The organism is Hymenobacter psoromatis, from assembly GCF_020012125.1.
GTDB classification, from domain to species: domain Bacteria; phylum Bacteroidota; class Bacteroidia; order Cytophagales; family Hymenobacteraceae; genus Hymenobacter; species Hymenobacter psoromatis.
The window spans coordinates 2,266,371-2,281,684 of sequence record NZ_JAIFAG010000001.1 but is presented as its reverse complement, the minus strand read 5'-3'; the positions used below and the strand labels follow the sequence as shown (position 1 = coordinate 2,281,684).

Genomic DNA, 15,314 nt, shown 5'->3' with positions numbered 1-15,314 from the left:
GCAGTTATTAGCCGGCCGCAGCGGCGACTGCGCGGCCAAGGCATCCACAAGGCGCATGGTTTCTACACTCACCGTGGCCACCCGCGCCAATAGTTTAATTGTGGTTAGTACGTAGAAGCTACCTACTTTACTGGCGAACAATATCCAGCACTTTCAAGACTGTGTGATGTACGGAAGGGTTGCCAAAGCTGCCGCGAAAAGTCGTTTCAGTTTGCAGCTTAATTCGTAGGTAATCGCTAGGGCGAAAGTCTACTCTCCCCTCGTGAAAGTCTTCTAGCCAGTCGTTATCTGCCATTTTCGCCATGATGGTATGACCCTTTAATACCAGTTCCCACATAGATTCGCCCATAAAATCGGGGCGCTTGGCTTTGACGAGGTATTCGCTTTCGCTATTTTGGGTTTCGGTAATAAGTAGAGACTGCAAATTATCGGTATTAAAATGTGGGTTGAACCGTGCATTGCCTGCTGCTGAGCGGTACTCAATATATTCCTGGCCGCGTAGGGCGGCTACCGCCCTAGTCATTTCCTCCATAAATACAACCAGTTTATCAAGCGGAATTTGCCCTGGTACCAATAATGGATTGGTAGAAACTACCGCCGCTTCTGACTCAAGCGCGGCTTGCAGGTTTTTCAACTCATCTGCGTTATCAATACCCGATTTATTTTCCAAAAACTTAATAAAGCTTTGCAAACCTTTATTTAGAAAATGCCCGATTAGTTTCTTCCAATCAAAATTCTTAACTGCCTCTTCTGGAATGCTACGTAAAAAAATAGCGAGTTTGGCTCGTAGTGAGCCGGTTGCGATATCTTCTAGTATTAGCTCAGCCCGAAACTCCGGGTCGGCAGTTTGAACCAACAAGCTATCAAACTTGCCTAATACTACCAGTAAATCAGCAATAATTTTAAATACTCTTTGCGGGGAGTGGCTTTGTTTCTCGAAGTCAAAATACAACTCAAATTCGGCTACTGCTACATCCATGAGAAAATTATGCTAAGGCATTAAAATTTGGGACAGCTTACTCACGCCTCCGGCCACAGCGGCGACTGCGCGGCCAGCGCATCCACGATACGCATGGTTTCGATACTAACTCCGCCCGCCGGGGCCGGGGCTATGGTTCCTGGCCGGTTTGGCGGGCATGGTTTTCGGCCTGCACCCGCTGGGCGTGGGCTAGGTCGGCGTAGTACTGGCGCAGGTCGGCGGTGTCGGTGTAGCAGGCGGGGCGGGCAATGACGCGGCGGATGAGAGCGGAGTAGGCGCGGTTGTTGGCTTGGTTGCGCAGGTCGGCGTTGCAGCGGCGGCGGGCCGCGTCGAGGCTGTCAAGCAGGGCCTGGCAGGGTTCGACCCGCAGATGGCCGAGGTCGCCGTCGTACTCCCGCAGGTCGGTACTGTCGGTGTAGCAGCCCCTGGCCAGCACCCGCCGCAGGAGGCCCACGTAGGTTTGGCGGGCTGCCGCGTCGGAGAGGTTGGATTCGTGGCGGGTGCGGGCCTCGTGCAGTGAGTCGAGCAAGGCTGCACACTGCCGGCCGTGCGCCCAGGGGCTATCGTCGTTGGTCAGCACTACGAAGTCGCGGGGGTAGTCAGGCAGGTAGCGGGTGCCGAACTTTTCGCCCTGGCCGGGGTAGGTGCTGGACCACCGGTTGGGGTAGGCGGGGAAGGACATATCGTTGAAGGTGGTTTCGAGGGTCTGGCCCTGGGCGGTGTGCAGCAGTACGCGGTAGCCCATTACGTTGCGGTAGTTGACCTGGGTGGTGGTGGCGTAGGTACTCACGACTTCGCCCGTGCCGACAATGCCGGCCCCGTATACGAGGCGCGAGGCCAGGCCAGGGCCGAAAAACAAGTTGAGTACGCCCAGCCCCAGCAGCAGAAACAGCAGCCTATACACCCAGCGCGGAGCGTTTTTGAATAGCAGAAACGTTAGCGGAATGGCGGGGGTCGCCAACGTGGCCAGCAAAAAGGGGTGGCTGCTAAACCAGTAGCAGAGGTGGACCAGAAGCTCCATACGATAAGGGCGGCCGGGTAGCCGGTGGCGTGGGCTTACGGGCCAGGTGGGAGGGGGTTGGCTGCCGCCCTCATGCCCCCGGCCGCAAGGGCGACTGCGCGGCTAGGGCATCCACAATCCGCATGGTTTCGACGACCGTGGCTACCCGTGCCAGCAGCTCCGACACGGCGGCCACGTGGTCGGCCAGGCGATATGTGTCGAACTGCGCGCGGATGGTGGGGTCCTTGGGGGTGCGCTCCTTGTACTGGTCGAGCACCCACTCCAGGGCCGAGCGGTTGCCGAGGCGGTAGCGCCAGGCGTGAAGTTAAAGCAGGTTTTAATGAAAGCGGAAGTTTGCCCCACGGCGTAACTTGCGGATAAATCAAACTTACCTGATGGACCTTTTTCTGCCCGGCCTTTCCCCCAGTGAAATACTTACTTCACCTCCCAATGTCCAAAGTGGTAGCGAGGAAAATTCAATTCTGAAACAAGCGGAGTGCCGCGTGTTGGAAGGTGATGCGCTGACTGTTCTCAAAACCCTGCCGGCCGACTCCTTTCACGCCTGCGTAACTAGTCCGCCGTATTGGGGACTGCGCGATTACGGTATTGAGCATCAAATTGGGGCCGAAATGCAGTTGCAGGATTTCATTGCCAATCTGACGGCGGTATTTGAAGAGGTTAGGCGAGTGTTGCGACCTGACGGTTCTTTGTGGTTGAATATCGGGGATTCCTACACGAGTGGTAACCGCACATGGCGGGACGGCGATAAAAAAAACCCGGCCCGCGCCATGAGCTATCGCCCACCTACGCCCGAAGGCTTGAAACCTAAAGACCTTATCGGGGTGCCTTGGCGCTTGGCGTTCGCCCTGCAAGCCGCCGGTTGGTATCTACGCTCCGACATCATTTGGTACAAGCCCAATTGCCAACCTGAATCCGTGAAAGACCGGCCTACGCAATCGCACGAATATCTTTTCCTACTAACCAAGTCGCAGAACTATTACTACGACCACGCGGCCGTGCTGGAACCCACGCAGGATAATAAAACCAAGCGCAACCGCCGCACGGTGTGGTCCATCAACACGGAACCTTATAAGGAAGCTCACTTTGCCGTGTTTCCTCCCAGCTTGGTAGCCCCGTGCATTCAAGCTGGTAGCCCGGAAGGTGGCTTGCTATTAGACCCTTTTTTCGGCTCAGGCACGGTGGGCGAAACGGCCTTGCGTCTCAACCGAAGCTGCGTAGGCATCGAACTGAATCCGGCCTACGCGGCTATCGCTGCCAAAAGACTGGCCGCTCATCGCCGGCCTACGCTACTCAGCTAGCTCATCCAACTCCTGAATGATGAACGTCCACTCAGCATGGACCATGCACAGGTCTTTGCGGATGTTCTGCACTTTCAATTTGCGCTCAGTGCCGCCGTCAAAATAGAGGCGAAACAGCAACGAGCCGCTCTCGTCCTCGACGTAACAATAGCCGGGTTTGGGCATCTGAATGCTGTCCTGCATCATCTCATAACGGCCGGTTTTCACTTGTTCGAGTAAGGTAATGGGAATTTCCACCAACTCGTATTTCCAGTACGGAACGGCCGGCGTGGGCTTGCCCGTGTTGCGCAACACCAAAATTTGGTCATACGCGACCAAGTGAGCCAGAAACTGGTCGGTTAGCCGAAGTAAGTCGGCTGGGTTATTAGTCCATTGCCCCCGGCCTAATTCCATGAATTTATGTAATTGAATTAAGCCGGTGCGCAGCCCTTTATCCGCCTGTGTTTTTAGCGATACCTTGCTGGAGCCAATAGTTATATCATGGCCAGGATTGTTGCGCTTTTCCAGCGAGGCGCGTTGGCCGCACTAATTAGAAACGCTAACCATCGTGTACTCGAATTTGTCCTTGGTAAAAGCCTCGTCAGAGAAGCAATGATAAATGCGCAGCGCGTCACCGAAGTCTTCCAGAAAGCATTCACTGATAAGTGGGCTGCCAGGATTACGCCAGAAGCTTTTGGCTCTTCTAAACTGGTCTATAATCCGTTCAATCCACCGCAGTTGACCATCGCGTAAGGAGGGTAGATATTCAACTAGCTTTTGAATGCGCCCTTTGATGCGTGCGGTGGTTTCATCAGGAGTCATGGGTAGTTTTAGTAAGAAGCACTGAAAGTGAAACGAAGGTAGCCTTACGCATATTCGGTGCTCTCCATCATAAAGCGCACCACCTCATTAGGCGTGTACACGATGCCCAGGCGGTCGGCCCCCTTGGGATTGTAGGCCCGGTAGAAGTTCTCGTACACCACCTTCAGAAACTTCTGCTTCTCCATGTGGCTGGCAATGCCCGACGCCTGCGCATTAATGACGTCGAAAAACGGCCGGATGCGCTCCAGCGTATCGCGCCGGGTAGGGCCGGTGAAGAAGGTATTAATCACCTGCTCCAGCTCGTGGGCAATGTTATTCTCGCGGTGAAACTGCGTTTCGTCGAACACCCGGTTGAAGATGTCCTCCGTGAGAATGTGCTGAATCATCATCTCCCGCGCCTCCGAGGTGCCAAAGTCGGGGTTGATGCTGGCCTGGCCCAGCACCACGAAGTCGGCGAGCCGGGCGTTGAATTTTGGGTTGTCCGTTTCGGCCCGCTCAATGGCCTGGCGCAGGCTCTCGACCACGCCCGGCAAGTCGTGCCGAAACTGCGCAATGGCCTGGCGAAAAGTGCGCACCTCGGGCCGCTCGTAGTGCAGAAACTGCGTGAGCAGGCGGTCGGTGGCCGCGTCGTCGTCCAGGGCCACGCGCCCGGCCTCGCTGCCCGCCTGAATGAGCACGAGCGTGATAGAATCCTCGAACAAAATATTGTCCTGGGGGTAGCCTTTGGCGAATTTCTTCTGGATTTCCTCGTCCAGGTTGTCGTGGCTGTCCTTGCTTTCCCAGTAGCCCCAGCTCAGGCGCAGGGCATCCTTCACGGTGCCGTCCGGGTACACGGTGTTGCCCTTGGGGGCGCGGTAGTCCAGCTCCGGCACCAGCAAAAAGTCCTTCTGCCGGCAGTAGTCATTGAGCAAGTTCTGAAACGCCCCCCGAATGGCCGTTTCCTTGGTGCTGCCTCCATAGTGAATGAGTTGGGCGATTTCGTTTTGGTAGCGTTGAACAGCCTGGCGGGACATGGGGGGGTAGGGAAGTAGGGGTGGCAAGATAGGGCTGGGTGATGGGTGGGGTGGGGCGGGGGGCACCTCACGAGACCCCTATGGGGCATAGCCCCCTCTCCAAAAGAAGAGGGGGGACTAGTTTCTAGCTTTAGCTTTAAATCCTGAATCATTAAAAACTAGAACTAGCGCTAGTTCCCCTCTCTTTTGGAGAGGGAGCTATGCCCCATAGGAGTCTCGTGAGGTGCCCGCGATGGGCGACCGACCGCACTACTTTTGGCAGTATCATCCTCCACCCCACCCTCCATGAAGCTCCGCTACCTCCCCTTGCTGCTACTGGCCCTACCCGCCTGCACCAGCCCCGATACCAAAACCGCCGCCCCCACCGCCGATGCGCGCTTCGACCGCTTCAAGCAGCAGTTCATCCAGGATTTCTGGCGGCAGAACCCGGAGTATGCGTCGTCGGTGGGCTTTCATAAATACGACTCGCTGCTGGTGATTCCCAACGAGGCGCAGCGGCGCAGCGATGCCGCGTTCGTGGCTCGCAACCTGGGCACGCTGGGCGGCTTTGGGCTGGATAGCCTCTCGCCCGGCAACCAGATTGATTTGCATTTGCTTACCAATGAGCTGCGCTCGGAGCGCTGGTACGCCGACACGCTCAAAAACTGGCAGTGGAACCCGGCCCTGTACAACCTGGGGGCCAGCGTGGGCGACCTGCTCAATGGCCGCCATTACCCGCTGGCGCGCCGCCTGCGCAATATTTCGGATAAACTAGCCGGGGCGCAGGCGTATTACCAAACGGCGCGGGCCAACCTCAGCCACCCCACCCGTGAGCACACCGAGCTGGCCGCGCAGCAGAACGAGGGCGGCTTGGCCGTGCTTGGCGCCGCGCTGGCCGACTCGGTGCGCCGCTCAACCCTCCCCGATGCGGAGAAGCGGCTGCTCACCCAGCGCATCGCCGGGGCCCGCACGGCCATCGATGGCTACATCGGGTATTTGCGCAAGTCGATGCCAGTGGGTAACCAATACCGCTCGTTCCGCATCGGCAAGGCGTTGTTTGACCGGAAATTCGCCCTCGATATTCAGTCCAGCTACTCCGCCGACCAGGTGTTCCAGCTGGCCCAGCAGCACAAGGCGGCGCTGCTGCACGACATGGGCCGGCGGGCGGCGCGGCTCTTCCCCACCTACTGCGCCGGGCAGCCGATGCCGACCGACACGATGCGGCTCATTCGCCAGGTCATTGACCAGCTAACCCTGAAGCACGCCCCGCGCGACGGCTTCGTGGACGCGGTGAAGCGCCAAATCCCCACTCTCATCAAGTTTGTGAACGACCACGACCTGCTGACCCAGGACCCCAGCAAGCCGCTGGTGGTGCGCGAAACGCCGGGCTACATGCGCGGCAGCGGCGCGGGGGCCAGCGTGAGCGCGCCCGGCCCTTATGACACCAAGGCCAACACGTACTACAACGTGGAGCCCCTACCCCCCACCTGGACCGCCGCCCAGGCCGAGAGCTACCTGCGCGAGTACAACGACTACACCCTGCAGATTCTCAACATTCACGAGGCCATTCCGGGGCACTACACGCAGCTGGTATACGCCAACCGCTCGCCCTCGCTGGTGAAGAGCATTTTCGGCAACGGGGCTATGATTGAGGGCTGGGCCGTGTACGCGGAGCGCATGATGCTGGAAAACGGCTATGGCAACAACTCCGACGAACTGTGGCTGCTCTGGGACAAGTGGAATATGCGCTCGACCCTGAACGCGGTGGTGGATAACCTCATCCAGACCCAAAACGCCAGCGAGGCCGACGTGGTGCAGCTGCTCACCGGCGCGGGCTTCCAGGAGGAAGCGGAGGCCCGCAACAAGTGGCACCGCGCCACCCTGAGCCAGGTGCAGCTCAGCTCGTACTTCACGGGCTACACCGAGATTATGGCCCTGCGCGAAGAAGTGAAACAACAGGAGGGTAGTAAATTTAATCTTAAGAACTTCAACCAGCAATTCCTGAGCTACGGCAGCGCGCCGGTGAAATATATCCGCCAATTGATGCTGAACCATAAGCAGTAGCCGTGCGGGCCGAACTTTTAAGCTCAGCCGCAGGTTACGCGCCCGGTTTTCCTACCCCCCTTATCATGACCGAAGAAGCCCGCCCGCCCGTCGTGGATGCCGACGACGAGCAGCTGCGCCGCCTCATCCACGAGCACCTAAAGGTATTCGCCAAGTTCACCTCCGATAATTGCCCGGCCTGCGCCGCGCTGGCCCCGCCCTTCGCCAAGTTCGTGGACGCGCCCGAAAATGCGGACATCTTCTTCGTGCGCCTCGACTCGGACCAGAACCCGGTGGCCCAGCAGCTGATGAAGGAGCGCATTGCGCCCTTCTTCGTCAGCTACCACCAGGGCCGCCTGCTGGAATGCGACGCGCTAACGGAGGAGGGGGAGGTAGTGGCGCAATTGGCGCGGTTGCGGGCGTTTGAGCCGGTGAGGTAGGGGAGTTAAGAATTGAGAGTTAAGAAGAACGTCCTGCTCATCTGGCGTCCGCTTGTCGAAGCATCTCTCCCGAACGACACCCGAACGGTGCAGGAGAGATGCTTCGACAAGCGGACGCCAGATGAGCAGGACGTTCTTTTTTAACCTTTAACTCTCAACTTATTTCACCGGCTTAAACGATACCGCCGCGCCGCCGCCCGGAGCCAATTCCAGCGTGAGCGTCGAGCGGCTGGTGACGACCTTCTTCGTAATCTGGTATGCCTCCGGGTTCTTCTGCCAATCAGCGTTCTTCGCGTCGGCGTAAATCGTGGCTTCGTAGCGGCGGCCGGGGGTAAGGAACGTTAATTTCAGGGGCTGTTTGCGGGGCTTTTCGTTGCTGATGCTGCCCAGGTACCACTCGTCCTTGCCCTTGGCCTGGCGCACGGTGGTAATGTACTCGCCCGGCTCGGCGGCCAGGATGCGCGTGTCGTCCCAGTCCACGGGCACGTCCTTGATAAACTGAAAGGCATCAGGGTGAGCCTCGTAGTTTTCGGGCAGGTCGGCCGCCATTTGCAGGGGCGAGTAGAGGGTCACGTACAGGGCTAATTGCTTGGCCAGGGTGGTGTGCACCTGGCGCTCGGGCGCGCCCACGGCGTAGCCTTTGAGCTTGAAAATGCCGGGCGTGTAGTCCATCGGGCCGCCCATGAGGCGGGTGAAGGGCAGGATGGTTTCGTGCTCGGGCGGGTTGCCCTGGTCGGTGAAGGCGTTGTACTCGTTGCCGCGAGCGGCCTCGCCGGCCAGCCAGTGGGGGTAGGTGCGGTGCAGGCCGGTGGGGCGCACGGGCTCGTGCATGTCAATCATCACCCTGGAGCGGGCCGCTACCTCGGCCACGCGGTTGTAGTGGTTCACCATCCACTGCCCGTCGTGGTGCTCACCGCGCGGAATAATCCTGCCCACGTAGCCGGTTTTCACGGCCGGGTAGCCGTAGCGGTTCATAAACTGATAGGCCGAATCCAGATGCTGGTCGTAGTTGGTAGCCGAGCCCGAGGTTTCGTTGTGCATTATCAGGCTCACGCCCTTGCTCTTGGCGTAGCTGGTGAGGCCCGGCACGTCGAAGTCGGGGTAGGGCGTCACGAAGTCAAATACGTACTCCTTCCAGTACCCGAACCAGTCTTCCCAGCCCGTGTTCCAGCCCTCTACCAGCACGCCCGGAATATCATTTTTAGCGGCGAAGTCAATGTAGCGCTTCACGTTGGCCGTGTTCGCCGCGTGCCGGCCGCTCGGGATGAGCTGGCCCTGCGCGTCGAGCGTGTCGGCGCTGGCAGCGTAGCTCCAGGTACTGTGGCCGGTCTGCATCTCCCACCACACGCCCACGAACTTCATGGGCTTTATCCAGTTCGTCTCGCCGATTTTGCTCGGCTCATTGAGGTTGAGAATCAGCTTGGAAGCCAGCATATCCGGCGCATTATCGCTGACGATAATCGTGCGCCAGGGCGTGTGAAACGGCGCGTGCAAAAAGGCCATACTACCCACCGCATTGGGTACGAGGCTGGCCTTGAGGCGCAGGCTGGCCCGGTCTACGTGCAGCTGCATGGCGGGGTAGTCCACCAGCGCCGCCTCGTGAATATTTACGTACAGCCCATCATCAGCCTTCAGCATGAGTGGGGTGGCCACGGCCTGCGGGTCGGGGGCCACGCGCACGGCAATGTTGGTCGAGTTCTTCACCATTGCCGCGTTGTCCACTTCGCTCAGCCGCGAGCGGGTGTAGATGTACTCGTTGGTGTCGTAGTCGCCCGGAATCCAAAACGCCCGGTGGTCGGCGGGCATCGCAAACTCGGTCAGCTCGTCGGTCACCACGAAGTAATCTAAGTGGGGCTGGTGCGGGAACTCGTAGCGAAACCCTACCCCATCAGTAAAGACCCGAAACACTACGTCGAGCTGGCGGCCGGGTGCGGCGGGCTGGCGCAGGTGCACCGTCAGCTGCTGGTAGTGGTTGCGGATGCTTTTGACCTCCCCCCATACCGGCTGCCAGGTGTCGTCCACATCCTTAATATCGCTGCCCGTCACTTCCAGCGGCCCATCAAAGCCGCCGCCTTCCTGCAAGGCCAGGCCCAGCCGCGAAGCATTCACGACGGGCCGGGTGCCGTAGGCCACGGCGTAGGTCGGGTGCCCGGCCGCATTGAGCGCAAACGTGAGCTTCACCCGCCCCTGGCTGGCCGAGAGGGGGGTAGGGCCCTGCGCAGCCGCCGAGTAGGCGGCCGCGAGCAGCGTTAGAAGCAGGTATTTTCTCATTAATGAATAAGCTGGTTATAGTAGGGTGCGGGGGCAAGCCCCGCACCCTACAATTGGAAAGCTGGCTAGTGGCGGGCGCTAACCGGCTGGTTGCGTAGTACAACGTACTCAAACGGCCGAAGGGTCAGCTTCTCCTTCAACGCCGGGGCCGCGCCGCCAAAGGCATTGTGCCAGCGGGTGCGGGCCAGGGCGGCCGGCACCGCGTAGGGCACGGAGGCATTACGCAGGTTCACCAGTACCAGCACCTGCTCGCCGCCCTGGGTTTTGGTAAAGGCGCACACGTCGGCGCTGCTGTACGAGGCCAGCGTGCCGGTGCGCAGGGCCGGGCTAGCGTTGCGCAGGCCAATGAGCTGCTTGTACGCGCGGGTTACGGCCGGCTTGGGCGTCCAGTCCACCGGCTGGCGCGGGCCCATAAACGGCACGCGCTTGGCGTAGCCCACTTCCTGGCCGTTATAAATCATGGGCACCGCCTTCATGTAGGCGGCCACCACAAACACGGCCATCGCCCCGCGCTCGCCGCCGAATAGCTCCTGCGGCGGCCCCTCCGAGCTGTTAATGTCGTGGTTGGACGTATAGCGCACCATGCGGGCCCCGGCCGGCGCACCCTGGTACTCCACGGCATTGAGCGAGTCGAGCAGCCGCACGCTCTTGCCGTGCTCCAAAATGGCGTGCCGCATTACTTGGATGAAGGGGAAATCGTAGTCGAGCTGAAAGCCAACCTGGAAGAAATACTTCTTCTGGTCGCCCTCGGCCAGCAGCAGTAGCTTGTGGCCCTTGATGGATTGGAGGCTGGCCAGCGCCTCAACCCAGAACTCACGGGTTGGCCCATCGGCGTAGTCGCAACGAAAGCCGTCAATGTTGGCCGCGAACACCCAGTAGCGCAGCGCGCTAATCATGGCCGCCCGCAGCTCCGGGTTTTGAAAATTGAGCTGCGCGATGTCCTTCCAGGACGGTATCGGGTTGATAATCTCGCCCTTAGCATTGTGCACGTACCAATCGGGGTGCGCCTTCACCCAGGCGTGGTCCCAGCTGGTGTGGTTGCCCACCCAGTCCAGTATTACCGCCATCCGGCGGGCGTGAATGGCTTCTACCAGCATCCGCAGGTCGGCCAGGGTGCCGAACTCCGGGTTCACGCTCACGTAGTCGCGCACCGCGAAGGGCGAGTCTACGGCCCGCTCCTGGCCAATGGGAAAGATGGGCATCAGGTACACCACGTTCACCCCCAGCGCCTTAATGGAATCCAGCCGCGCCAGCACGCCCGCAAAATTGCCGGCCTGGCTGAAGCCCCGCATATTCACTTGGTAGATAACCGCGTCGGGCGCGTCGGGCACCGCCGCGAAGGGCTGGCCGTACTGCGCCGGGTCGGGGGGGGTAGAAGCCTGGCCACGGGCGGGGGGGGTAGGGGCCAGTAGCGCCAGCAGGGGTAGCAGAAAAAGGAGTGCGGTTTTTTTCATGGAAAAGTAAAGTCGGCTCTGGCGGACAGCAGAGGCACCGTCCTTGCGAGCGAAGCGCGGCCATCGCACCCACGCGATGGCCAAACGATTACGTTCTGACGCGATTGCTTCGCGTTGCTCGCAAGGACGATTAGGGTGTATGCCTACCGGCTCACGGCCAGGCGGCGGGTAGCTACCTTGTCGCCTACCTGCACTTTTATTAGGTAAGTACCCAGGGCCAGCTCGCTGGTGGGCACGGTCAGGTCGTGAAAGCCGGGCGTTTGCTTGGTGTCGAGCAGGGTGCGCACGTCGCGGCCCAACAGGTCAATTACGCGTACGGCCACGGGCTGGGTGGTGTTCTGCACCTGGTAAGTAATGGTGGCCTGGCCCTGCGTCGGGTTCGGAAACACGCTCATGGCTACCACCGCGTCGTCGGCCTGGCGGCTGCTGAGCACCACCAGGTTAATGGCCGCCGCCTGCGTGCCGGGAAAGTTTGTCGCGTCGGTGAAGTCGGGGCTGTAACCGAGGTTGTTGTTGCCGCCGGTAGCACCGGGGGTGTTGTAGGCTTTGCCATTGCCCACCGATTCGGGGATAAAGTCTGACGACCAGTAGGCGTCGCCGCTGACGTAGGCCACGAACACGCGCACAATGCTCGCGCCCGAAGGCAGGCCCAGGGCTTTGCCGTCAAACTCATACTCCAGGCCGGTGGAGCCAGCCCCGCCGCCGTTGGCCGCACCGGGGTTGCCGGTCATGCCGAGCAGGCCGCCATCCGGCGACTGCTTGTAGGCCACGCGGGTATTGGCAAAGATGGCGTAAGCGCCCGTCGCGTCGTACAACGGGTTGGGGACACCATCGCTAGTGATAGCTGCCCCGCCGCCCAGCGACTTTGCCTGGCCGGTAGTAGCCGTATAAATGGCCGCCTGCACATCGAACTGCCCAGTAGTGGCAATCGCCGCGTCGGCTTCCAAATCCAGCTTAGTGCCACCGATGCTACCCCCGGCAAATGTGCCGAACACCGTGCCTGACCCCGCGATAGTGGGCAGGCCCGTGCCCACGGGCACGCCGCTCTTGTTCGGCAGGTCCATGTAGAGCTGAAAGTTATTATTGCCTGACGCAATGGTGCCGGCGATACCTACGTAGAGCTTGCCGTTCGCATTGGCTCCGTACATCTGGAGCAGGCCGGCGTTGCCGAAGCCCTTGCCGGGGTCGTGGGGGGTAGTAAACTTGCCCAGCGACACGTAGTTGCCGGCCCCGATTTCAGTGGCCGAGATAACCCCGTCCAGGGTTATCTGGGCCTGCGCGTTCAGCGCGGCTCCGACTAGCGTGGTAGCCAAAGCCAACGTAGAAAGTTTTTTCATGAGAAGAGAAGGGGGAAAATGGGTGGAATGGATGAAAAGCTCTCGGGTTTTTTATCCGTCATTGCTGCGCTTTGCTCACAATGACGGATAATTCAAAGGCTTAAAAAACACTAACCTTGCTGACGTAGGTAGTGCCGCCGCTGGTAGCTTGCAGCAGGTAGATGCCGGGGGCTAAGCCGCTGATTTCCAGGCTAGCCTGGCCATTGGCTACGGCGGCTTCGCGCGCCAGTACCAAGCGGCCCTGGCTATCCAGCAGCCGCAGCTGGGCGCTGGCGGCCGGGCCGGGTAGCCGCACCGTCAGCCGGCCCTGGCCGATGGGGTTCGGGTACACGGCCAACGCTGAAATGGCAGCCGGGCCGGCAGCGGCTAGCGCGGTACTACCACGCAGCTTGAGCACCGCGTAGCCATTGGCCGGCAGCAGGGGGTAGGGCACCCAGCCGGCGATGCTGCCGTCGGCGGCCACGGTTAGCGGGGCGGCCGCCGCGGCGCTGGGGCTCAGCAGGTTGTCGGCGGCGTAGGTACCGGCCGCCAGGGTCGAGGGAGGTAGGGTCAGCGTGACATTGCGCTGGCCCAGGGGGGCAAAATTCAGCACCACCACTACGGTTTCGGAGCCGTTGGTGCGGGCAAAGGCGTACACGCCGGGCACGCTGGTAGTCAGGGTCTGGTAGCTGCCGCGCCGCAGGGCGGGCTGCGCCGCGCGCACGGCAATCAGGCCGCGGTAGGCGCTTAGGATGGAAGCCGGGTCGTTCTGCTCGCTGGCTACGTTATAGGTGGCATAGTCCGCGCCTATCGCCGCCCAGGGCGTGCCGGTCGTGAAGCCCGCGTTGGCCGTGGCATCCCACTGCATGGGCGAGCGGGCGTAGGTCGAGCCAATGCCGATTTCGTCGCCGTAGTACACGAACGGCACGCCGGGCGCGGTCAGCAGCCAGGCGGCGGCCAGCTTGGCCTGCGCATCCTTATCGCCGCTCACCCGGTCCTTGATGCGCAGCGGATTGGTATTGCCCGAGCTGCGCAGGTACAAGTCGTGGTTGGAGGCAAACACCCCAAATTGCAGGAAGGGGTAGTACTGCAGGGACTGCTCCACCGGGTTTTGCAGGAAGAGCTTGTTGCCCTTGTTCAGCGCATCTTCCAGCCCAAAGGCGATATCGAACTGAAAGCCAATGTCGAAGCCCTGGTACACGTAGCGCGCCGCGCCCGGAATGTCGCCCTGCAACCAGGTTTCACCCACCGAAAAAGCCTGCGGGTTGGCGGCCTTGATGTGGTCGCGCCAGCCGCGCCAATAGGCGTAGGTGGCGGGCAGGTTCTGCTGCTGCGCATCGGTGAGGGCGTTGCCGGTTTCGTACAGGAACATGGGCGCGTCGAGCCGGAAGCCGTCTACATTGCGCCCCAGCCAGTAGCTGCTGATATCCTTCACGGTGTTGCGCACCGAGGCATTGTAGTAGTTCAGGTCGGGCGTGTCGGGCCCAAACTTGCCGAAGAAGTAGTTGAAATTTGGGTTGGTGTGGCTACTTGGATTGGGCCGCCAGTTGCCGCCGGGGTTGTCGCTCCGAAACACGTAGTAGTTGTCGTATGGCGAGCCGGTGCCGGCTGCCGCCGTCGTAAACCACGGGTTTTGGGTGGAGGTGTGGTTGAATACCATATCCAGAATTACTTTCATGCCCCGCGCGTGGGCCGCCGCCACCAGCTGGCTAAAGTCAATGGAAGTGCCGTACTCGTAGTTGATTCCTTTATAGTCAATCACCTCGTAGCCACCCAGGTAGGAGTGGGTAGCCGGGTGCACCGGCATTAGGTAGAGGGCCGTCACACCCAGGTCGGTGGTCGTGGCCGGGTTGCCGTCGTTGAGGTAGTCGAGCTTGCGCAGCAGGCCCGCGAAGTCGCCGGTACCATCGCCGTTTGAGTCGAGAAAGCTGCGCGGGTAAATCTGGTAGAAGATGGCATCGTTCCACCAGCCCAGCGCGCTGTCGGGCGGCCCCACACGCACGGTCAGCGTCTTAGACGTCGTGCTGCCGCTGGCGTTGGTGGCCGTCAGCGTCACGGCGTAGCTGCCGGGCGCGGTCCATACCACGATGGGGTTGGGAGCCGTAGAAGTAGCCGGGCTGCCGCCCGCAAACGTCCAGCGCCAGCTCGTGGCCGCCCCGCCCTCCGAGCTATCCGTAAAGCGTACCGCCTCGCCCGGAATCGGGGTCAGCGTGGAGGCATACAGCTTAGCGTAAGGGTAGGGCGGCGGCTGGTCGTTGAACCAGTCCGTCAGCACGTTGGCCGCCGAGGTAACCTGCACCACGTAAGGCCGGGCGGGCACGGTTTCGTTCACCGCCGCCCCGCCGTGCGTAAAGCGATAGTTGTAAGTTAATTGAGCGTCTTCGGGCTGGTTCGGCACCGTGGCCGAATATACCTGGTCGCCATCGGGGTCGCTTAGCGCTACGCCCGCCGCCGAAAAGCTGCCGAATACCATCACCTGGTCGGTACCGGCCACGAAATTGCCCTGCCGAATCTGGAACTGCATGTTCACGCTGAACGTGACATCGGCCGCCCGCGCCGCGCCCGCGCCCAGGCTCAGCAGAAGGATTACTAACCAAGAGTAGGGTAGGGAAATCTTCATTAATAAAAACTTAATAAGGCACAGACAATCAAAGCAATAGACTGCTTGTACTCACCGTCAAAAAAATAAAGCTTGGTAC

The 15,314-nt window shown here is 60.4% G+C and carries 10 protein-coding genes and 2 pseudogenes; 3 read left to right on the top strand and 9 right to left on the bottom strand.

Features of this window, described 5'->3' with window-relative positions:
- Positions 1-127: 127 nt before the first annotated feature.
- The 3 genes and pseudogenes from LC531_RS09830 to LC531_RS09820 all read right to left on the bottom strand — a co-directional run.
- Positions 128-979, bottom strand: coding sequence for an SH3 domain-containing protein (locus LC531_RS09830; RefSeq protein WP_223650120.1), 852 nt, complete (start codon positions 977-979; stop codon positions 128-130).
- Positions 980-1,109: 130 nt separating this feature from the next.
- Positions 1,110-2,000, bottom strand: a complete 891-nt coding sequence (locus LC531_RS09825) for a hypothetical protein (protein ID WP_223650119.1) — start codon at positions 1,998-2,000, stop codon at positions 1,110-1,112.
- Between the two features lie 70 nt (positions 2,001-2,070).
- A pseudogene (locus LC531_RS09820) lies at positions 2,071-2,289 on the bottom strand (hypothetical protein); the annotation flags it as partial.
- Positions 2,290-2,374: 85 nt separating this feature from the next.
- On the opposite strand from LC531_RS09820, the gene LC531_RS09815 reads away from it, so the two are divergent.
- The gene (locus tag LC531_RS09815) at positions 2,375-3,298 is read left to right on the top strand and encodes a DNA-methyltransferase (protein ID WP_223650118.1); all 924 of its coding nucleotides are present in this window, start codon (positions 2,375-2,377) and stop codon (positions 3,296-3,298) included.
- Here the strand turns inward: LC531_RS09815 and LC531_RS09810 are convergent.
- Together LC531_RS09810 and LC531_RS09805 are read right to left on the bottom strand one after the other, a co-directional pair.
- Positions 3,287-4,099, bottom strand: a pseudogene (locus LC531_RS09810) (hypothetical protein). The gene LC531_RS09815 and the pseudogene LC531_RS09810 overlap by 12 nt on opposite strands.
- Positions 4,100-4,143: 44 nt before the next feature.
- Positions 4,144-5,112, bottom strand: a complete 969-nt coding sequence (locus LC531_RS09805) for a hypothetical protein (RefSeq protein ID WP_223650117.1) — start codon at positions 5,110-5,112, stop codon at positions 4,144-4,146.
- Between the two features lie 285 nt (positions 5,113-5,397).
- Between LC531_RS09805 and LC531_RS09800 the strand changes: the two genes are divergently transcribed.
- Complete coding sequence (locus LC531_RS09800) at positions 5,398-7,155, top strand: DUF885 domain-containing protein (RefSeq protein WP_223650116.1); 1,758 nt, start codon at positions 5,398-5,400, stop codon at positions 7,153-7,155.
- Between the two features lie 65 nt (positions 7,156-7,220).
- Entirely contained in the window at positions 7,221-7,574 is a 354-nt protein-coding gene (locus tag LC531_RS09795; RefSeq protein WP_223650115.1) for a thioredoxin family protein, read from the top strand.
- Between the two features lie 159 nt (positions 7,575-7,733).
- Here LC531_RS09795 and LC531_RS09790 read toward each other — a convergent pair whose 3' ends face one another.
- The 4 genes from LC531_RS09790 to LC531_RS09775 form a co-directional block, all read right to left on the bottom strand.
- Positions 7,734-9,845 carry a glycoside hydrolase family 97 protein gene (locus LC531_RS09790; RefSeq protein ID WP_223650114.1) on the bottom strand — a complete coding sequence of 704 codons (2,112 nt, stop codon included), beginning with the start codon at positions 9,843-9,845 and terminating at the stop codon, positions 7,734-7,736.
- 65 nt (positions 9,846-9,910) lie between these two features.
- Positions 9,911-11,299, bottom strand: a complete 1,389-nt coding sequence (locus LC531_RS09785; protein ID WP_223650113.1) for an alpha-amylase family glycosyl hydrolase — start codon at positions 11,297-11,299, stop codon at positions 9,911-9,913.
- A 143-nt stretch (positions 11,300-11,442) separates the two neighbouring features.
- Positions 11,443-12,636 carry a T9SS type A sorting domain-containing protein gene (locus LC531_RS09780; protein WP_223650112.1) on the bottom strand — a complete coding sequence of 398 codons (1,194 nt, stop codon included), beginning with the start codon at positions 12,634-12,636 and terminating at the stop codon, positions 11,443-11,445.
- 100 nt (positions 12,637-12,736) lie between these two features.
- The gene (locus LC531_RS09775) at positions 12,737-15,235 is read right to left on the bottom strand and encodes an alpha-amylase family glycosyl hydrolase (RefSeq protein WP_223650111.1); all 2,499 of its coding nucleotides are present in this window, start codon (positions 15,233-15,235) and stop codon (positions 12,737-12,739) included.
- Between the last annotated feature and the right edge of the window lie 79 nt (positions 15,236-15,314).